Raw genomic sequence first — 17,000 nt, 5'->3', positions numbered from 1 at the left:
CATACAGCAGGCATTGCTTTTAGCCGTACAGTCGCCAACTATTGGGCGAGTTTTCGCAACTGCATGGGAAGGGGACGGGCGATGTTCAAGGTGTATGGTGATTACCAGTCAGGCAACTGCTACAAGGTCAAGCTGATGCTCAGCCTGCTTGACCGCCCGTATGAATGGCAGCCGGTGGATATCCTCAAGGGCGAGACCGAAACGCCAGCGTTCCTGGCCATGAACCCCAACGGCAAGGTGCCGGTGCTCAAGCTCGAGGACGGTACCTGCCTGTGGGAGTCGAACGCCATCCTCAACTACCTGGCCGACGGCAGCGAATTCCTGCCCAGCGAGCCGCGCCTGCGCACCCAGGTGTTGCAGTGGCAGTTCTTCGAGCAGTACAGCCATGAGCCGTACATTGCCGTGGCCCGGTTCATCCAGTTCTACCTGGGCTTGCCGGACGAGCGCGTCGAGGAGTACCGCAAGCTGCACAAGGGCGGCTACAAGGCGTTGAAGGTAATGGAGCGGCAGCTGCAGATGACGCCGTACCTGGTCGGGGAGCAGTACTCGATTGCCGATGTGGCGCTGTATGCCTACACCCATGTGGCGCATCAGGGCGGGTTCGACCTGACCGATTACCCGGCAGTGCGTGCCTGGCTTGAGCGGGTGGCCAGCCATCCGCGGCATGTGCCGATGGTCGAGTAAGGCAGGTCCGGCCTTTTCGCGGGGCAAGCCCGCTCCCACACGGCCCTCACAATTTTCAAGATTGTGATCATCCTGTGGGAGCGGGCTTGCCCCGCGAAGAAGGCTACACCGATAAATCAGGCTTACGCGAAGCGCTTGTCCAGATAGGCAATGATGGCCTTGGATTCATATATCCAGGTCACCTTGCCCGCTTCTTCGATGCGCAGGCACGGCACTTTCACCCGGCCGCCACCTTCGAGCAGCGCCTGGCGATGTACTTCGTCGTTCTTGGCATCACGCAGCGCCACCGGCACATTCAGGCGGTGCAGGGTGCGGCGGGTCTTCACGCAGAACGGGCAGGCATGGAACTGGTACAGCGCGAGGCCCTTGGCCTCTTGCTCGACCCGCGCCTGGGCTGCCGCATCGCGCTTTTGCCTGGCCGGGCGGCTGATCCAGTCGCCGAACACGATGAGCTGGCCGAGGCCGACCCGCAGGGCTTTGACGATCATGGGCTACTCCTGAAATGAAAAAGCCGACCCCTGGGGGCCGGCTCGGGTCGTGCGCCGATCACTTGATCAGGCTGAGAAACTCGCTGCGAGTCGAGGCGTTTTCACGGAACTCACCCAGCATCACCGAGGTGAGCATGGTCGAATTCTGCTTCTCCACGCCGCGCATCATCATGCACATGTGCTTGGCTTCGATGACCACCGCTACGCCTGCTGCGCCGGTCACTTGCTGCACGGCCTCGGCGATCTGGCGGCTGAGGTTTTCCTGGATCTGCAGGCGGCGGGCGAACATGTCGACGATGCGCGCCACCTTCGACAGGCCCAGGACCTTGCCCTTGGGCAGGTAGGCGACGTGGGCCTTGCCGATGAAAGGCAGCATGTGGTGTTCGCACATCGAATACAGCTCGATGTCCCGGACCAGCACCATCTCGCTATTGTCGGAGGTGAACAGCGCGCCGTTGGTGACTTCTTCCAGCGTCTGCTCGTAACCGCGGCAAAGGTACTTCATGGCCTTTGCAGCCCGCTTGGGCGTGTCGAGCAGGCCCTCACGGGAGACGTCCTCGCCAAGTTGGCTGAGGATCTCGGTGTAGTTCTGTTCCAGGGACATGTATCTACCTGTGGGAAAAATCGCAAAAATGAAGGGTACGGCGCCGCGCGCGGCGCTGCAAGCACGGCGTTACTCGTCGCGGCCTTCCATCATGGTCCGCTTGAGCATCACATACACCGCGCCGGTGCCGCCATGGCGGGCCTGGCACGAGGTGAAACCGAGCACTTGCGGGTGCTGGCGCAGCCAGGTGTTGACGTGGCTCTTGATCATCGGGCGCTTGCCGTCCAGGCGTGCGGCCTTGCCGTGGGTCACCCGCACGCAGCGCACTTCGAGCTTGGTGGCTTCGGCGATGAAGGCCCACAGGGTTTCACGGGCCTTCTCCACGCTCATGCCATGCAGGTCGAGGCTGCCCTCGAAGGCAATCTGGCCAAGCTTGAGCTTGCGGATCTGGCTTTCCTGCACGCCATCGCGGCGCCACATCAGCTCGTCTTCGGCGCCCACGTCGATGACGAACTGGTCAGAGAGGCCGTCGATCACCAAGGTCTGGTCGCTGCGCACGGTAGCCGCCTGGCGCAGGCCGGCCAGCTGTTTGCGGTCGGTTTTCGGCTTGCCCACGTCAGCGCGGTCGTGCTTGATCGGCTTGACGCCGCGCACTTCGGCGCTGAACAGGGAAAAATCGTCGTCTTGCATGGTGCCTCCACGTGGGCGGCGTAGTTTACGCGATCAGCCTTGTGGCGTCAGTACCGGCCTCTTCGCGGGCGCGCCCGCGAAGAGGCCGGCAGCACAAACCCTAGTCATGCTTCTTCATCAGGTGTGGCGACAGGTTCAGCTCGCGTCCGCGGCGCAGGCGGATACGGCTGCGTCGCCAGAAGCGCACGCCAAGGTACAGCAGTAACAGCCCCGCCGCAGCGAGGATGCTGGCCAGCGGGCGGTTGGCGTTGAGTTCGGCAAGGGCGGGGTAGTTGCCGAGCAGCCCGGCGATGCCGGCCATGGCCAGCAACACGCCAAGCGTGGCGATCAGGGCCGACAGGCCGGCGGCAATACGCGCACCCCAGTTACGCGGTTCACGCGGGCGCAGGCGCTTGGCGTCGAAACTGCCTTTGAGCTTCATTCCAGTTTCCTCTGTGGACATCCGGAATTCGACCTGGGCCCGGCCCTTGGGTTCCGCCCGGCTGCCGGGCGGTCATCGCAACGTCAGCTCAGATCAGGCTGGCGGTAGGGGCGACACAGGCGAAGTTGTCGGCCATCACGGCCATTTCGCACGCGTGGATCTGGGCGGCGGGGATCACCTGGTCCTTGAGCGCCAGGTCGCGGGTTGCCGAGGCGTCTTCCACCAGGGTGCACCGATAACCATAGTCCTTGGCGCGGCGTACGGTGGTGCTGACGCTGGAGTGGCTCATGAAGCCGCACACGATCAGGTCCAGGTGCCCCAGTTCCTGCAGGGTGTCGTGCAGCTTGGTGTTCTTGAAGGCGTTGGGCATGCGCTTTTCGATGACGATTTCACCCTCGCGTGGCTCCAGGCCCGGGATGAACTGGCCGGCCGGGCCCTGCGGGTCGAAGCGCCCGCCAACGGTACCGAGGTGGCGAACGTGGATGATCGGACGGCCGGCCTTGCGGGCGGCGTCGAGCAACCGGGCGATGTTGGCCACGGCCTCGTCCATGCCCGACAGTTGCAGAGGACCGCTCAGGTATTCCTTCTGCGCATCGATGATGATCAGGCTGGCTTGGCTCAGCTTGGCCGGCGGGTAATCGCGGCCAGTGAGGCGGAACATCGTGGTTGGAACGGACATCAAGGGCTCCTTGGGTCAGGGCTTTTGTATACCTATTCTCCCTTGCCTTGGCGCCAATGGGAATGGTTGACATCGCAAACGGCGTGGTTACTGGCCTGTGGCTTGCCGCCGGCGTATTGCGGGGAACAAATGTGCGGGTGGGGCTGTTAGACTTTTGTACGGTCTGAATTAGGAGTACCCCGTGATCACATCTCGTCTGCGCACGTTGCGCGACCATATCCGCTGGGCGGTCAGCCGCTTCCATGAGCACGAGCTGTTCTTCGGCCACGGCGCCGACAATGCCTGGGACGAGGCCCGCCTGCTGGTGCTGGGCGCCGTGCACCTGCCCTGGGAAGTTGCCGATAGCTACCTGGACTGCCAGTTGGAGGATGATGAGCGGGTACGCCTGCAGCACCTGCTCAAGCGCCGCATCGAAGACCGCGTGCCGACCGCCTACCTGCTGGGCGAAGCCTGGTTCTGTGGCATGTCGTTCATCGTCGACGAGCGCGTACTGGTGCCCCGTTCGCCGATCGGCGAGCTGATCGAAAAGCGCTTCGAGCCGTGGTTGGCGCAGGAGCCGGCACGCATCCTCGACCTCTGCACCGGCTCCGGCTGTATCGGTATCGTCGCTGCCGAAGTGTTCCCCGAAGCCGAGGTGGTGCTGGCCGACCTGTCGTTCGACGCGCTGGAGGTCGCCAACCAGAACATCGAGCGCCATGGCCTCGACGAGCGCGTGTTCACCGTGCAGGGTGACGGCTTTGCCGGCCTGCCGGGGCAGCGTTTCGACCTGATCCTGTCCAACCCGCCGTACGTCGATGCCGAGGACTTCGGCGACATGCCGGCCGAATATCACCACGAGCCGGAAATGGGCCTGGCCTGCGGCAAGGATGGCCTGGACCTGGTGCGAAGGATGCTGGCCGAGGCGGGCGACCACCTGACCGAGAAAGGCTTGTTGATCGTTGAGGTTGGCAACAGCCAGGTGCATGTCGAGGCGCTGTACCCGGAAGTCGACTTCGCCTGGCTGGAATTCGAGCGTGGCGGGCATGGCGTGTTCATGCTGACCGCCGAGCAGTGCCGCCAGCATCAGGCACTGTTCAAGGCCCGCGTCTGAGGCTGGCCCGCCAGGGCCGCAACGCGGCCCCGGCTGTTCAGCGGGTGGCGATCCAGATCAGCAACCCGGCCTGGAACACGGCAAACGCCACCAGGCAAGTGATGGTAAAGCGCAGCCCGCTGTCTTCGCGACGGTACTTGGCCACCCGTTCATCGCGTTCGCGCAGCTGCCCCTCTTTTTCCAGCAACAGTTGCTCGGCCTGTTGCAGCATCGCCGCCGTATCGAGAATCGCCAGCTGCTGCACCTTCTCGGTATTCCAGCCGCCCTTGAGCTGGCTCACCGTGGTGTCGAGGGTGCGACCCTTGAGGTGCTGCGGGTCGGCGTACTCCACTTCCATGCCGCTGGCGGTGATGAAACGGTCGCGGCGCAGGCGAGTGTCTTCGTTCAGCGCATCCTTGTTCGGCAAGGCCATGCCTTCGACCCGGTAGTTCGACCAGCGACGCTGCAGCCACTGCACGGCCTGGCCAAGCATGAAGCGGCCGAGGCCACGGTTGAGCGGCTCCAGTTGCAGGCCGCTGTCGCTGCCGAGGGTCACCAGGCGCTCGGCGTGGTCCACGCGCACATCCAGCTGGTTCTGCTCCTTGCGTACTTTCTGCCCCGGCAGGCGGATTTCCATGCGCAGCAGGCTGTGCGCCTGGTCGTGGCGCTCGGCGTAGGCGAACTCGACGAAGCGCAATGGCCGCGCACCACTGCTGCGGTCGGTGGGCAAAGGCGCCAGGCGCAGCAGCTGGAAATGTTCGACGGCAAGGTCGGCCCAGGGCAGGGCAGCAGGTTCCGGGGCGTGCGGCTCTTCGGCCGGTTCGACGGCGGCGGGGGCATCGGTCATCAAGGCATTTCCTCAGATACGGGCGGGTGCCGGAAAGGGCCGCAAAACGGCCCGATTCAGCACCAATACCGCGTTATCGGCAGGTTTTGCCGATGTTTGAGGGTCAGGCCGAAGGCAACTGGTGAATGAAGCTGACCACCCGCTCGCCAAGCTCCCGGGCCAGTGGCAATTCCGGGTTGAGGTAGCTGTCACGCTGCTGGTGCATGTCCTTGGGGCTGATGCGCAGCATGTGGTTCATGCCGTCGATCAGCACCAACTGGGCATCTGGCTTGGCCGCCTTGAGGCGTTTGGCGTCGGCCACGTCGACTTGCACGTCATTGCGGCCCTGGACGATCAGCGCCGGCATCGGCAAGCGGGCGAAGGCCTGCGCCGGGTCCTGCTGGAGCAGGGTGATCAGGTAGGGCTGCACACTGGGGCGGAACACCTGGCGCAGCGGTGCTGGCACGTCCAGGCTGGTTTGCCCGGCCTGCAGGCGGTCGAGCAGGGCGCTGCCACCGGCCAGCAAAGCGGGCGACATGCGCTGGGCCAGTTGTTCGCGCAGCACGTCCGCCAGTGGCCGGCCCATGCCGGCCAGGGTGATCACCGCGCTGGCGCCGGCACGTTCGGCGGCCAGGCTGGCGATCAGCGCCCCTTCACTGTGGCCGACCAGGATCAGCGGGCCGAAGCGTGGGTCGGCCTTGAGCTTGCGGCTCCAGGCCACCACGTCGTCGACGTAGCGCTGCACGCTGAGGTCGCGCTCATCGGGCGTGGCCGGCTGGCTGGCGGCCACCCCGCGCTTGTCGTAGCGCACGCTGGCGATGTGCTCGTTGGCCAGCACCAGGGCCAGGCGTTTGAGGTTGTCGATGCGCCCCGAGGCCGGGTTGTTGCCGTCGCGGTCGGTGGGGCCGGAACCGGCGATGATCAGCACCACCGGCGGTGGCGTGGCCTGTTGCGGCAACAGCAGGCTACCGTGCAGCACGCCCTGGCCGGTGTCCAGGTCGATGGGGCGTTGCAGCACGGTCGGGGCAGCGGCCTGGGCCAGGCTGCTGCACAGCAGGAGGAAGAAGGCGACGAGGCGCGACATCATGCGGTACTACAGTGGTGAGATGACGGTTTGACCCAGTGTTTGCGGGAAGGTTCGCCAGCTGTATCTGGCAGGTTAACCCGCGAAGAGGCCCGCACAGGCAAGCAATCCATCTGTATACTGCCCGCTTTCGTTCATCTCAGGCAGATTTCGCGGAGCGTCCATGTCCGGTAATACCTACGGCAAGCTGTTCACTGTCACCACCGCTGGCGAAAGCCATGGCCCGGCGTTGGTCGCCATTGTCGATGGTTGCCCGCCTGGCCTGGAAATCTCCCTCGCCGACCTGCAGCACGACCTCGACCGGCGCAAGCCCGGTACCAGCCGGCACACTACCCAGCGCCAGGAAGCTGATGAAGTGGAGATTCTCTCCGGCGTGTTCGAAGGCCGCACCACTGGCTGCTCGATCGGCCTGCTGATCCGCAACACCGACCAGAAGTCCAAGGACTACTCGGCCATCAAGGACCTGTTCCGCCCGGCCCACGCCGACTACACCTACCACCACAAGTACGGTATCCGCGACTACCGTGGCGGGGGTCGCAGCTCGGCGCGGGAAACCGCCATGCGCGTGGCCGCCGGTGCCATTGCCAAGAAATACCTGGCCACCCAGGGCATTCAGGTGCGTGGCTACATGAGCCAGCTGGGCCCGATCGAAATCCCGTTCAAGGGCTGGGATTCGGTGGAGGAAAACGCCTTCTTCAGCCCTGACCCAAGCAAAGTGCCCGAGCTCGAGGCCTACATGGACCAGCTGCGTCGCGACCAGGATTCGGTGGGTGCCAAGATCACCGTGGTAGCCGAAGGCGTGATGCCGGGCCTGGGCGAGCCGATCTTCGACCGCCTCGACGCCGAACTGGCTCACGCGCTGATGAGCATCAACGCGGTGAAGGGCGTGGAAATCGGCGCCGGTTTCGCCAGCGTTGCCCAGCGCGGTACCGAGCACCGTGACGAACTGACCCCCGAAGGTTTCCTCAGCAACAATGCCGGCGGCATCCTCGGTGGTATCAGCTCGGGCCAGCCGATCGTCGCCCACCTGGCGTTGAAGCCGACGTCCAGCATCACCACCCCCGGGCGTTCCATCGACGTCGACGGCAACCCGGTCGACGTGATCACCAAGGGCCGCCATGACCCGTGCGTCGGCATCCGCGCCACGCCGATCGCCGAAGCGATGATGGCCATCGTGCTGATGGACCACCTGCTGCGCCACCGTGCGCAGAATGCCGATGTGAAGGTCGATACCCCGGTGCTGGGCCAACTCTGATCTGCCAGGCCTGGCCTCTTCGCGGGTAAACCCGCGAAGAGGCCGGCACAGGCATAGCACAAGGCCCACCCGATGCAACCGATCCCCTACTGGCGCCTGTCCAGCTTCTACCTGTTCTACTTCGCCCTGCTGGGCTCCACCGCCCCGTTCCTGGCCCTGTACTTCGACCACCTGGGCTTCTCCCCGGCCCGCATCGGCGAGCTGGTGGCCATCCCCATGCTGATGCGCTGCGTTGCCCCCAACCTGTGGGGCTGGCTCGGTGACCGTAGCGGCCAGCGCCTGCTGATCGTGCGCCTGGGCGCCTTGTCGACCCTGGCCACCTTCTCGCTGATCTTCTTCGGCAAGAGCTACGCCTGGCTGGCGCTGGTGATGGCGTTGCATGCGTTCTTCTGGCACGCGGTGCTGCCGCAGTTCGAAGTCATCACCCTGGCCCACCTGCACGGGCAGACCTCGCGCTACAGCCAGGTGCGCCTGTGGGGTTCGATCGGCTTCATCCTCACCGTGGTCGGCCTGGGGCGGCTGTTCGAATGGCTGAGCCTGGACATCTACCCGGTGGCCCTGGTGATCATCATGGCCGGTATCGTCGCCGCCAGCTTGTGGGTGCCCAACGCTCAGCCGGTAGAGCAGGGCGAGCGACGTGAGGCGGGTGGTTTCCTGCGCCAGTTGACCGCGCCGGGGGTGATCGCCTTCTATATCTGTGTGGCGTTGATGCAGCTCAGCCACGGCCCGTACTACACTTTCCTCACCCTGCACCTCGAACATCTGGGCTATAGCCGCGGTGCCATCGGCTTGCTGTGGGCCCTGGGGGTGGTGGCCGAGGTGCTGATGTTCATGGTCATGAGCCGCCTGTTTGCCCGCTTCAGCGTGCAGCGGGTGCTGCTGGTCAGCTTCCTGCTGGCGGCGCTGCGCTGGCTGCTGCTGGGCAACCTGGCAAGTGAGCCGGCAGTGCTGGTGTTCGCCCAGTTGCTGCACGCGGCCACTTTCGGTTGCTTTCACGCCGCGTCCATCGCCTTCGTGCAGGCCAGTTTCGGTGCCCGCCAGCAAGGCCAGGGCCAGGCACTGTACGCGGCGCTGTCGGGTACCGGTGGTGCGCTGGGCGCCTTGTATTCGGGCTACAGCTGGAAACTGCTGGGGCCGTCCTTCACCTTTGGTATGGCCAGCGCCGCAGCGTTGGCGGCAGCCGTTATCATTGCCACTCGTTCGAAATCGACCAGGACCAGCAGCCGATGAGCATCCTCTGTGTTTTCCACCCGTCCAGCCCAGGCTTGCCGAACAAGGTGCTGACCCACCCCGACGACATTGCCGCGACCCTGGCCGAGCAGGGCGTGCGCTTCAGCCACAGCCCTCTGGCGCTGCGCGTGCGTCCGGGCAGTAGCGAGGCTGAAGTGCTCGAAACCTGCCGTGAACACCTCGACCAGCTGATGACGGCCCATGGCAGTGCGGCGTTCTCGCTGCTCAACCGTGATGGCCTCGACCCGGCCCAGGTGGATGTGCGTGACGAGCATGTGCACGCCAGCGACGAAGTGTTCAACGTGGTAAGCGGCCGCGCGCAAGTCGGTCTGCGCCTCGGCGAGTACGTTTATGCGCTGCTGTGTGAGAAGGGAGACCAGCTGGTGGTGCCGGCAGGGACGCGACGCTGGGTCGAACTGGGGGAGACTCCGTTCTGCCTGGCCTTGCGCCTGTTTGGCAGTGAGCAGGGGGTTGAATCTAGGTTTACCGGGGATGAGACTGCCCGGGCGTTTCTTGGGATCGACGAGCTTTAGTGTCTGACCGGGCCCTATCGCGAGCTGCGCTCGCTCCTACAAAGGTACCCCGCCATCCCTATGGGCAATGCGATACCCCTGTAGGAGCGAGCAAAGCTCGCGATAGGGCCGGTACAGACAAAACCTCAGCGGTAAGTCGGCAGCGCAAACCGCTGCTGGCTTTGCAGCATGGAAATCACTGGCAGTTCACTGGCCTGCTCGGCCAGGTCACGGCGGATGGCACTGATGGCCCAAGAGAGCTGCTCGGCACTGTGCAGTTGGCCGTAGGTCAGCACGCGGCGGGTCACTTTGCCATCGGCGGCGCGCAGGGTCAGCAGCACGCCACCGTCAGGGCGGGGCTGGGTAGCGACCTGGTAGGCCGGGAATACCGAGACGAATTTTTCCTGAATGAGGTCCATATCAACTCCTGACTGTTTGGGGGTGCAGACGTGAGTTGATTGTTGCAGTGACCGTGCCAGAACTCGGCAATGGGAAAAACCCAATAAATACAGGGCGTTACGGAAATTTTCCAGAACTGGTATCGTGCAGGCTGCATGGTCGTGCATTTTGCACAGTGCATTTTGCACGGCGCGGCTTGTTGCTATCGGCCCAATAGAATCTGAACCTTTGACCGCAGTGGCATGCCTGACAAAGACTTGGGCAATCATTTATGCCAGGAGGTTCCCGATGTCCGCTCAAACCACCGCCACCGCCACCGCTATGACCGAGGACGAAACCGCCGCATTTGCCGGGCAGGTCTTTGAACGTGCCCGCCAGGGCGACGCCGAGATGCTTGGTCGCCTGTTGGCCAGTGGGCTGCCGGCCAACCTGCGCAATCACAAGGGCGATACCTTGCTGATGCTGGCCAGCTACCACGGCCATCATGAAGCGGTGCGGGTGCTGTTGGCCCAGGGTGCTGACCCGTTGATCGCCAACGACAACGGCCAGCTGCCCATCGCCGGTGCGGCCTTCAAGGGTGACCTGGCGATGATTCGTCTGTTACTGGAAAGCGGTGTACCTGTGGATGCTGCCGCGCAGGATGGGCGCACCGCCCTTATGCTGGCGGCGATGTTCAACCGCACAGAGATTCTCGACTACCTGCTCGCCCAGGGCGCCAACCCGGCGCACCAGGACGCCCGTGGCGCCACGGCGCTGATGGCAGCGCAGACCATGGGCGCGGTTGAGGCTGCTGCGCGCCTGCAAGCGCTGGCCGGCTAACCGCCCGGGGGCATTTGCGGCTATCCTTGGCGACTTTTCACCCGTCGCAGGCCCCCTTTCATGAAAAACCAGTTGCTCGAATTCATCAGCCTCGTCGGCGCCGGCTGCATGCGCGATGAAGATATCGAGCGCATCGCCGACGAGGCCGCGCAGGCCTACGCCGACCCCGCTGCCTTCCTCGCCGCCAACCCGGACATCAACTACGACGACAGCTTCCCGATCCCGCTGGGTGAGTGGGTGGTGCTCGGCAGCTTGCCCGATACCGTGGTGTTCCAGGCCGACAGCTACCAGGAGCTGTTCCAGCGCATCAGCGATTCATTCGACCAGAGCGTGCCGTTCACCCTCAAGCCCAAGCAACTGGCGCGCACCGAGCCACTGACCGCGCTCAACCGCATTCAGGTGCAGATGGGGGCGTTGAACAAGGAAGCTGGTGGCTACGTGTTGCTCAACTTCAGCCAGTTGCTCGATGACGAGCTGCAGATGGTGATGGTTGGCCAGCACGACCTGGAGCGGGTGCTGGAGCTCGGGGCAGTGCTGGGGATCAAGGTCGAGCCGGCACTGGAGGCGTTGAAGGTCGCGGTTCACGTTTGATTTGCGGCGCCTGGAAGATCGAGCGCCGACACCAAAAATCCACCGGCGGACCCATCTAACCCAGCGCGGTATCGAGAAACATCATCACCGCAAACCCACCCATCAGCCCCAGGGTCGCCGACGTCTGGTGACCATTGCGGTGGGTTTCGGGAATCACCTCGTGGGATACCACGAAGATCATCGCCCCCGCCGCCAGCCCCATGCTTATCGGATAGGCCAGGGCAAAGCCGGTGGAGATGCCCAGGCCGATCACCGCGCCCAAGGGCTCCATCAGCCCCGAACCAATCGCCACCAGCGCAGCCTTGAGGTTCGACAGCCCGGTTGCTCGCAGGGCCAGGGCCACGGCCAGGCCTTCGGGGATGTCCTGAATGGCGATTGCGCTGGTCAGCGGCAGGCCGATGTTCATGTCGCCATTGGCGAAGCTCACTCCGATCGCCATGCCTTCGGGCAAGTTGTGCAAGGTGATCGCCAGCACGAACAGCCAGACCCGGCTGATGCGCTCGGATTCCGGCCCGCAAGGGCCGGTGCTCTCATGCTCATGTGGGGTGAAGCGGTCGAGGCCGAGCATCAGCAGCACGCCCAGGCCCATGCCCAGCACCACGGTGAACGCCGCTGCCGGCCCATTGCCGGTAATTGCGCGGGCAGCATCCAGGCCCGGCAGGATCAGCGAGAACGAACTGGCAGCGAGCATCATGCCGGCGGCAAAGCCGAGCATCACATCCTGGCTGCGTGCGCTGACATCGCGCAGTACTACCGCCAGCACCGCACCCAGGGCGGTAGCGGCAAAACCGGAAAGCCCGCCGAGCGCAGCCAGGTGCAGGTTGTCGGCGTGGTCGCCGTTGATGGCGTTCCAGAAGCTGGCCACCAGCAGCACGACGACCGCCAGCAGGCTCACGCCCAGGCCCGCGCTGAGCCATGGGCTGCTGAGCAATTGCTCGCGCCAGGCGTTCAGCAGGGAGGGTGGGGTGGCGCTTTGGCTGTGAGCAGGGGGCATGGGAACCTCGAATGCAGGAATGCTTGCAGTGTAGGTAGTGACCTGCACGGCACGCCAAGGATTCACTTCTATTGCGCCGATAGAAGACTATGCTGAACAACAGCCTTTCAAGGAGAACGTGGCATGGGCTCTACCTTCAATGGCCTGGTCGGCCTGATTATTCTCGCCCTCGACATCTGGGCAATCCTTAATGTGATCAAGAGCGGCAGCGAGGTGGGGATCAAGGTGTTGTGGATTCTGCTGATAGCCCTGCTGCCGGTGATCGGCCTTGTGATCTGGGCGATTGCCGGGCCGCGGGGAAATGTGCGTCTGTGAAAGCGGCGTCCCAGACAAAATCAGCAATAGTGACGTGACAAAATTTTCACATTGGATTAAACAGAATCCGCTCCCGCATAATGCTTGCGTTGGGCCAGCCCCAACGCCACCTCCGCAAACCGCAATCCTAGGACCTTCCCATTCATGGCTAACACGGATGCCTTGAGGCAACAGGGCGCGCGAGCGTTCACGCCGACCTTGAAATCGCACCTGGCCTATACGCTGCTCAGCGGCCTGGTGATCATGTTGATGCTCAGCCTGGTGCGCCTGGCGCTGCTGGTCTACAACAGCGACATGATCGGCGACACCCCTTACTCGACTGTCGCCGAAGGCTTCTTGAACGGATTGCGCTTCGACCTGCGGGTGGTGGTGTACCTGAGCATTCCCCTGCTGCTGGCGATGTTGAGCCCTTGGCTGATGGCCCGCCGCGGGCTGTTCCGTTTCTGGCTGACCCTCGCTTCGAGCGTGGTGATGTTCCTTGGCCTGATGGAGATGGACTTCTACCGTGAATTCCACCAGCGTCTCAACGGCCTGGTCTTCCAGTACATCAAGGAAGACCCGAAGACCGTTCTGAGCATGCTCTGGTACGGCTTCCCGGTGGTTCGCTACCTGCTGGCCTGGGCCTTCGGCACCTGGCTGCTGAGCCTGCTGTTCAAGGGCATCGACCGCCTGACCCGGGGTAATGGCGAACAGCGTGTGGCGCCATGGTACGCCCGCGTGGCGGTGTTCATGGTGCTTCTACTGGTGGCAGTGGTCGCTGCCCGTGGCACCCTGCGCCAGGGCCCGCCGATGCGATGGGGTGATGCATTCACCACCGACTCCAACTTTGTCAACCAGTTAGGCCTGAACGGTACTCTGACCTTGATCGACGCAGCCAAGAGCCGCTTCGGCGAAGACCGCGCCAATATCTGGAAGCCGGTGCTCAAGCAAGAGCTGGCCACCGAGACCGTGCGCAAGCAGCTGCTGACCGCCAACGACACCCTGGTCGATGCCGACGAGGCCGCCGTGCGCCGCGATTTCGTGCCGCCGGCCGACCGTACCCTGCCGATCAAGAACGTCGTGGTGATCCTCATGGAAAGCTTCGCCGGCCACTCGGTCGGTGCGCTGGGCAGCCCGAACAACATCACCCCGTACTTCGACAAGCTGGCCAAGGAAGGCCTGCTGTTCGACCGCTTCTTCTCCAACGGCACCCATACCCACCAGGGCATGTTCGCCACCATGGCCTGCTTCCCCAACCTGCCAGGCTTCGAATACCTGATGCAGACCCCTGAGGGTGGCCATAAGCTGTCGGGCCTGCCGGCACTGCTCAGTGCCCGCGACTACGACGACGTCTACGTCTACAACGGCGACTTCGCCTGGGACAACCAGTCCGGGTTCTTTGGCAACCAGGGCATGACCACCTTCATCGGCCGTAACGACTTCGTCAATCCGGTGTTCTCCGACCCGACCTGGGGCGTGTCCGACCAGGACATGTTCGACCGCGGTAACGAGGAACTGGCCAAGCACGACCAGAAGAAGCCGATCTACGCGCTGCTGCAGACCCTGTCCAACCACACGCCGTACGCGTTGCCGAGCAACCTGCCGGTGGAGAAGGTCACCGGCCAGGGCCGCCTGGACGAGCACCTGACCGCCATGCGTTATTCCGACTGGGCGCTGGGCCAGTTCTTCGAGAAGGCGCGTAAAGAGCCGTACTTCAAGGACACCCTGTTCGTGATCGTCGGCGACCACGGCTTCGGCAACCAGCAGCAGGTCACCGAGCTGGACCTGGGCCGCTTCAACGTGCCGCTGCTGCTGATCGCGCCGGGCATCCAGGAGAAGTTCGGTGCGGTCAACCACACCGTGGGTACCCAGGTCGACATCGTGCCGACCATCATGGGCCGCCTGGGTGGCGAAACCCGTCACCAGTGCTGGGGCCGCGACCTGCTCAACCTGCCTGAAGGTGACCCGGGCATCGGCATGATCAAGCCATCGGGCAGCGAGCAGATCGTCGGCCTGGTCAAGGGCGATCACCTGCTCATCGAGTCCAAGGACATGAGCCCGCGCATGTACCGCTACCAGCTGGGCAGCGAGTTCAAGGCCGAACTGATCGAAAGCCCGGAGCAGCCGCAGATGCTGCAGCAGCTCGAGGCCTTCATCCAGACGGCGACCAAGAGCTTGCTGGACAACACCGCCGGTGTCGTCCACGGTACGCCAAAGAAGTAAGCGTCAGAAGCAGTCACTGAACAAAAGGGCCGCCATGCGGCCCTTTTTGTTGCCGGAACGAAAGCCTGAGGCCAAGGTCTGCATCTACAGGCGTCACTCACCGGGTGTTCTTTGATTAAGAGGGCTAGTCAATGAAAGAGTGGGAAGTCATCTTTGCCGATCAGAAAGGCGAGCCAACCACCTTGCTGCTGCACGGTGAACAGTGCCCCAGCGAAGAGGAGGCGGCCCGCGCCATCCGTTCGCATCTGTTTCCGGTCATGGATGAGCTGGACCTCAACGACTTCCAGGACCGCGCCCCATCCCCCACTGCACGCTGGCTCAAGGAGCAGACCGGCGTGATCATCACCAGTATCCACGAAGCGCCCTGAATCACCGGTTGGCGTGGTGCCGGTGCAGGCACTACGCTGGTGAGAGGTACCGGCCTTTTCTGCGGGCCTGTACCCATTCAATTCGCGTCTTGCATCAGCTCGATCTGTCGGCAGTGCCGGCAGGTGCGTAGTGCACGGAAAGTCTATCCATCGCATTATTCGGGAGGACGATTCATGAGCAGCCTGAACGACGATATCAGCAGCAATGTCCTGCGCCAGATGAAAGCTGGCGGTTTCGACTTTACCCGCATCCACCCCATCGAGTTCTACGCAGTATTTCCAGATGAAGCCGGCGCGCGACGGGCAGCCGGGCAGTTTCGTGGCGAATCGTTGAATGCTCAGGTGCGTGAACTGGACGATGGCGCGTGGCACCTGGAACTGAGCAAAGTCATGTATGCCACCTATGGCGGGATTGGTGATTTCGAGGAGGCCTTCGAGCAGGTGGTTTCACCCTGTGGCGGCGAAGTCGAGGGGTGGGGCGTCAAGCAGGAAAGGCCGATTGCCTGAAAGGCACGTGTCGCCTTCTTCGCGGGCACGCCCGCTCCCACGGGGATACCACTGCCCTCAGGCCTGGTGATATCCCTGTGGGAGCTGGCGTGCCCGCGAAGAAGGCCACCTGAATTCAGGGCCTGCGCACGGCCATATGCCCCAGATAAGCCAGCAACGCATCCAGCTCTTGCTCACTCAACACACTCTTGGCAAACCCCGGCATCCGCGCCTGCGGCCATTGTCGCAAGCTCTGCGGGTCACGAATGTACTTGCGCAGGTACTCAGGCTGGAAATACTCGGTCGGGCTGTGCGGCACGTTCAGGTCCGGCCCAAACTGCGCATCCCCTGCACCGTTGAGCCGATGGCAGGCCAGGCAGTTCTGCTGGAACAGGGCAAAACCCTGGCGCACGGGGTCGTTGGCCGGCAGTTTCGGGTCTGGTAGCAGCGCCGGAAAACGCTGCTCGACTGGCGCCAGGCGACGAATCGTGGCGACCTGGAAGGGCCATTGCTCGGGACGAATGCCACTGGCCTGCGGGTCGGTCCAGACCAGGTAGAACGGCCCGGCGCTCGGCTTGCCGTCACCCAGCGCAGGCCACGGTTTGGCCGGGTCCTCGACTGCCAGCCAGGCGCGTGCCGGCGCCTGCTGCAGTAGCGGCCCGGCTGGCATTTCCGCGGCAAAGCCGTCCAGTGCCACTGCCTGCAGATGGTCGTCGGGCTTGACCCCTTGCAGCAGCGCTGCCAGGGGCACGGCGCGAAAATGCATGGGCCGCTTGTAGGAAACGTCCTGATCGATGTCGATATCGCGGGCCTGAGGGTGCTGCAACAGTTCGTCGCTGGACCATTGCCGGGTGCTGTCACCCAGCTCAAGGTGCAACTGTGCCGCCGGCAGCGGCAGGCTCAACAACAGGGCTAGCAGGGCCAGGCAATGACGCATGGATAATCTCCGACCAGAAAACCGGAAGATTAACCCAAGCGATGCATTGACGCTGTCAGCCGAACAACCGCGTGAGGTTGGGAAGAATCAGCAGCAAAGTCGTGGCGAAGAGAATGAGCCCGGCTTGGCGAAGTTTCGATTGTCTGAACATGGCGGACCGCCTTCTTGTTGTTATTCCTGAATACCCGGTGGCTTCCTTGTCGGGTCTGCTTGCCTCATGTAAGTGGATATAAACCACCTACGGGGCGAACGTCATCCATCGCCGAGAACGCTTTGTTCTAAGTGGACTTGGTACGATGCCGATTAGCTATGAGGCCTTTAGCCATCGCGCTGGCACGCTCTGCCTAGACAGCCGCAGATCCACCCTTGGCTATTCGATAAAATGTGACCGTTCGTCAGTGCAGCCT

At 63.5% G+C, this 17,000-nt stretch carries 21 protein-coding genes; 11 read left to right on the top strand and 10 right to left on the bottom strand.

Going from position 1 to position 17,000, the window contains the following annotated elements; genetic code table 11:
* Positions 1–81 precede the first annotated feature (81 nt).
* Positions 82–684, top strand: coding sequence for a glutathione S-transferase family protein (locus ACQKPS_RS13870; protein WP_254480969.1), 603 nt, complete (start codon positions 82–84; stop codon positions 682–684).
* A gap of 122 nt (positions 685–806) precedes the next feature.
* Here ACQKPS_RS13870 and ACQKPS_RS13865 read toward each other — a convergent pair whose 3' ends face one another.
* The 5 genes from ACQKPS_RS13865 to ACQKPS_RS13845 form a co-directional block, all read right to left on the bottom strand.
* On the bottom strand, positions 807–1,172 hold the full coding sequence (locus tag ACQKPS_RS13865) for a glutaredoxin domain-containing protein (protein ID WP_427604482.1): 366 nt from the start codon (positions 1,170–1,172) through the stop codon (positions 807–809).
* 58 nt (positions 1,173–1,230) lie between these two features.
* Complete coding sequence (gene folE, locus ACQKPS_RS13860) at positions 1,231–1,776, bottom strand: GTP cyclohydrolase I FolE (protein ID WP_103449647.1); 546 nt, start codon at positions 1,774–1,776, stop codon at positions 1,231–1,233.
* A 69-nt stretch (positions 1,777–1,845) separates the two neighbouring features.
* Positions 1,846–2,406, bottom strand: a complete 561-nt coding sequence (locus ACQKPS_RS13855; RefSeq protein ID WP_254480967.1) for a Smr/MutS family protein — start codon at positions 2,404–2,406, stop codon at positions 1,846–1,848.
* A 100-nt stretch (positions 2,407–2,506) separates the two neighbouring features.
* Positions 2,507–2,827 carry a hypothetical protein gene (locus ACQKPS_RS13850; protein ID WP_254480966.1) on the bottom strand — a complete coding sequence of 107 codons (321 nt, stop codon included), beginning with the start codon at positions 2,825–2,827 and terminating at the stop codon, positions 2,507–2,509.
* An 88-nt stretch (positions 2,828–2,915) separates the two neighbouring features.
* The gene (locus ACQKPS_RS13845) at positions 2,916–3,506 is read right to left on the bottom strand and encodes a cysteine hydrolase family protein (RefSeq protein WP_054883673.1); all 591 of its coding nucleotides are present in this window, start codon (positions 3,504–3,506) and stop codon (positions 2,916–2,918) included.
* Between the two features lie 181 nt (positions 3,507–3,687).
* On the opposite strand from ACQKPS_RS13845, the gene prmB reads away from it, so the two are divergent.
* On the top strand, positions 3,688–4,596 hold the full coding sequence (gene prmB / locus ACQKPS_RS13840) for a 50S ribosomal protein L3 N(5)-glutamine methyltransferase (RefSeq protein ID WP_254480965.1): 909 nt from the start codon (positions 3,688–3,690) through the stop codon (positions 4,594–4,596).
* Between the two features lie 37 nt (positions 4,597–4,633).
* On the opposite strand, the gene ACQKPS_RS13835 is transcribed toward prmB, so the two are convergent.
* Both ACQKPS_RS13835 and ACQKPS_RS13830 read right to left on the bottom strand, forming a co-directional pair.
* Entirely contained in the window at positions 4,634–5,422 is a 789-nt protein-coding gene (locus tag ACQKPS_RS13835) for a hypothetical protein (RefSeq protein WP_254480964.1), read from the bottom strand.
* A gap of 103 nt (positions 5,423–5,525) precedes the next feature.
* The gene (locus tag ACQKPS_RS13830) at positions 5,526–6,488 is read right to left on the bottom strand and encodes an alpha/beta hydrolase (protein WP_427604478.1); all 963 of its coding nucleotides are present in this window, start codon (positions 6,486–6,488) and stop codon (positions 5,526–5,528) included.
* 160 nt (positions 6,489–6,648) lie between these two features.
* Between ACQKPS_RS13830 and aroC the strand changes: the two genes are divergently transcribed.
* The 3 genes from aroC to ACQKPS_RS13815 all read left to right on the top strand — a co-directional run bounded on the left by aroC (position 6,649) and on the right by ACQKPS_RS13815 (position 9,503).
* Positions 6,649–7,740 carry a chorismate synthase gene (aroC, locus tag ACQKPS_RS13825; protein WP_283724439.1) on the top strand — a complete coding sequence of 364 codons (1,092 nt, stop codon included), beginning with the start codon at positions 6,649–6,651 and terminating at the stop codon, positions 7,738–7,740.
* Positions 7,741–7,812: 72 nt separating this feature from the next.
* A complete protein-coding gene (locus ACQKPS_RS13820) occupies positions 7,813–8,970 on the top strand; it encodes an MFS transporter (RefSeq protein ID WP_427604475.1) in 1,158 nt (385 codons plus the stop codon).
* A complete protein-coding gene (locus ACQKPS_RS13815; protein WP_254480960.1) occupies positions 8,967–9,503 on the top strand; it encodes an oxidase in 537 nt (178 codons plus the stop codon). The genes ACQKPS_RS13820 and ACQKPS_RS13815 overlap by 4 nt, the downstream gene beginning before the upstream one ends.
* A gap of 125 nt (positions 9,504–9,628) precedes the next feature.
* Here ACQKPS_RS13815 and ACQKPS_RS13810 read toward each other — a convergent pair whose 3' ends face one another.
* Positions 9,629–9,901, bottom strand: coding sequence for a DUF3509 domain-containing protein (locus ACQKPS_RS13810; protein ID WP_054883680.1), 273 nt, complete (start codon positions 9,899–9,901; stop codon positions 9,629–9,631).
* A gap of 268 nt (positions 9,902–10,169) precedes the next feature.
* On the opposite strand from ACQKPS_RS13810, the gene ACQKPS_RS13805 reads away from it, so the two are divergent.
* The gene (locus ACQKPS_RS13805) at positions 10,170–10,700 is read left to right on the top strand and encodes an ankyrin repeat domain-containing protein (protein ID WP_427604473.1); all 531 of its coding nucleotides are present in this window, start codon (positions 10,170–10,172) and stop codon (positions 10,698–10,700) included.
* Positions 10,701–10,760: 60 nt separating this feature from the next.
* Entirely contained in the window at positions 10,761–11,291 is a 531-nt protein-coding gene (locus ACQKPS_RS13800; protein ID WP_254480958.1) for a hypothetical protein, read from the top strand.
* 55 nt (positions 11,292–11,346) lie between these two features.
* Here ACQKPS_RS13800 and ACQKPS_RS13795 read toward each other — a convergent pair whose 3' ends face one another.
* The gene (locus ACQKPS_RS13795) at positions 11,347–12,285 is read right to left on the bottom strand and encodes a ZIP family metal transporter (RefSeq protein ID WP_254480957.1); all 939 of its coding nucleotides are present in this window, start codon (positions 12,283–12,285) and stop codon (positions 11,347–11,349) included.
* 123 nt (positions 12,286–12,408) lie between these two features.
* Between ACQKPS_RS13795 and ACQKPS_RS13790 the strand changes: the two genes are divergently transcribed.
* The 4 genes from ACQKPS_RS13790 to ACQKPS_RS13775 all read left to right on the top strand — a co-directional run bounded on the left by ACQKPS_RS13790 (position 12,409) and on the right by ACQKPS_RS13775 (position 15,677).
* Positions 12,409–12,600 carry a PLDc N-terminal domain-containing protein gene (locus ACQKPS_RS13790; protein WP_176507326.1) on the top strand — a complete coding sequence of 64 codons (192 nt, stop codon included), beginning with the start codon at positions 12,409–12,411 and terminating at the stop codon, positions 12,598–12,600.
* Positions 12,601–12,744: 144 nt separating this feature from the next.
* Positions 12,745–14,802: an LTA synthase family protein gene (locus ACQKPS_RS13785; RefSeq protein ID WP_254480956.1), complete on the top strand. Its 2,058-nt coding sequence runs from the start codon at positions 12,745–12,747 to the stop codon at positions 14,800–14,802.
* Between the two features lie 131 nt (positions 14,803–14,933).
* Positions 14,934–15,170: a hypothetical protein gene (locus ACQKPS_RS13780; protein ID WP_054883686.1), complete on the top strand. Its 237-nt coding sequence runs from the start codon at positions 14,934–14,936 to the stop codon at positions 15,168–15,170.
* 174 nt (positions 15,171–15,344) lie between these two features.
* Positions 15,345–15,677 carry a ribonuclease E inhibitor RraB gene (locus ACQKPS_RS13775; RefSeq protein ID WP_085675483.1) on the top strand — a complete coding sequence of 111 codons (333 nt, stop codon included), beginning with the start codon at positions 15,345–15,347 and terminating at the stop codon, positions 15,675–15,677.
* A 115-nt stretch (positions 15,678–15,792) separates the two neighbouring features.
* Here the strand turns inward: ACQKPS_RS13775 and ACQKPS_RS13770 are convergent, their stop codons facing one another.
* Positions 15,793–16,593 (bottom strand): c-type cytochrome, encoded by an 801-nt coding sequence (locus ACQKPS_RS13770; protein ID WP_254480955.1) that lies wholly within the window; start codon positions 16,591–16,593, stop codon positions 15,793–15,795.
* Positions 16,594–17,000: the final 407 nt, after the last annotated feature.

The sequence above is a fragment of the Pseudomonas sp. NPDC086566 genome, assembly GCF_050280885.1.
Lineage (GTDB): Bacteria > Pseudomonadota > Gammaproteobacteria > Pseudomonadales > Pseudomonadaceae > Aquipseudomonas > Aquipseudomonas vlassakiae.
This window is presented reverse-complemented; position numbering and strand designations above follow the sequence as displayed.

Coding starts and splice junctions, on each gene's coding strand:
- ACQKPS_RS13810 (WP_054883680.1), bottom strand. CDS start 9,901: ATGGACCTCATTCAGGAAAAATTCGTCTCGGTATTCCCGGCCTACCAG.
- folE (WP_103449647.1), bottom strand. CDS start 1,776: ATGTCCCTGGAACAGAACTACACCGAGATCCTCAGCCAACTTGGCGAG.
- ACQKPS_RS13830 (WP_427604478.1), bottom strand. CDS start 6,488: ATGATGTCGCGCCTCGTCGCCTTCTTCCTCCTGCTGTGCAGCAGCCTG.
- ACQKPS_RS13775 (WP_085675483.1), top strand. CDS start 15,345: ATGAGCAGCCTGAACGACGATATCAGCAGCAATGTCCTGCGCCAGATG.
- ACQKPS_RS13790 (WP_176507326.1), top strand. CDS start 12,409: ATGGGCTCTACCTTCAATGGCCTGGTCGGCCTGATTATTCTCGCCCTC.
- ACQKPS_RS13785 (WP_254480956.1), top strand. CDS start 12,745: ATGGCTAACACGGATGCCTTGAGGCAACAGGGCGCGCGAGCGTTCACG.
- ACQKPS_RS13855 (WP_254480967.1), bottom strand. CDS start 2,406: ATGCAAGACGACGATTTTTCCCTGTTCAGCGCCGAAGTGCGCGGCGTC.
- ACQKPS_RS13780 (WP_054883686.1), top strand. CDS start 14,934: ATGAAAGAGTGGGAAGTCATCTTTGCCGATCAGAAAGGCGAGCCAACC.
- ACQKPS_RS13815 (WP_254480960.1), top strand. CDS start 8,967: ATGAGCATCCTCTGTGTTTTCCACCCGTCCAGCCCAGGCTTGCCGAAC.
- ACQKPS_RS13845 (WP_054883673.1), bottom strand. CDS start 3,506: ATGTCCGTTCCAACCACGATGTTCCGCCTCACTGGCCGCGATTACCCG.
- ACQKPS_RS13850 (WP_254480966.1), bottom strand. CDS start 2,827: ATGAAGCTCAAAGGCAGTTTCGACGCCAAGCGCCTGCGCCCGCGTGAA.
- ACQKPS_RS13865 (WP_427604482.1), bottom strand. CDS start 1,172: ATGATCGTCAAAGCCCTGCGGGTCGGCCTCGGCCAGCTCATCGTGTTC.
- ACQKPS_RS13835 (WP_254480964.1), bottom strand. CDS start 5,422: ATGACCGATGCCCCCGCCGCCGTCGAACCGGCCGAAGAGCCGCACGCC.
- ACQKPS_RS13820 (WP_427604475.1), top strand. CDS start 7,813: ATGCAACCGATCCCCTACTGGCGCCTGTCCAGCTTCTACCTGTTCTAC.
- ACQKPS_RS13800 (WP_254480958.1), top strand. CDS start 10,761: ATGAAAAACCAGTTGCTCGAATTCATCAGCCTCGTCGGCGCCGGCTGC.
- aroC (WP_283724439.1), top strand. CDS start 6,649: ATGTCCGGTAATACCTACGGCAAGCTGTTCACTGTCACCACCGCTGGC.
- ACQKPS_RS13795 (WP_254480957.1), bottom strand. CDS start 12,285: ATGCCCCCTGCTCACAGCCAAAGCGCCACCCCACCCTCCCTGCTGAAC.
- ACQKPS_RS13770 (WP_254480955.1), bottom strand. CDS start 16,593: ATGCGTCATTGCCTGGCCCTGCTAGCCCTGTTGTTGAGCCTGCCGCTG.
- ACQKPS_RS13805 (WP_427604473.1), top strand. CDS start 10,170: ATGTCCGCTCAAACCACCGCCACCGCCACCGCTATGACCGAGGACGAA.
- ACQKPS_RS13870 (WP_254480969.1), top strand. CDS start 82: ATGTTCAAGGTGTATGGTGATTACCAGTCAGGCAACTGCTACAAGGTC.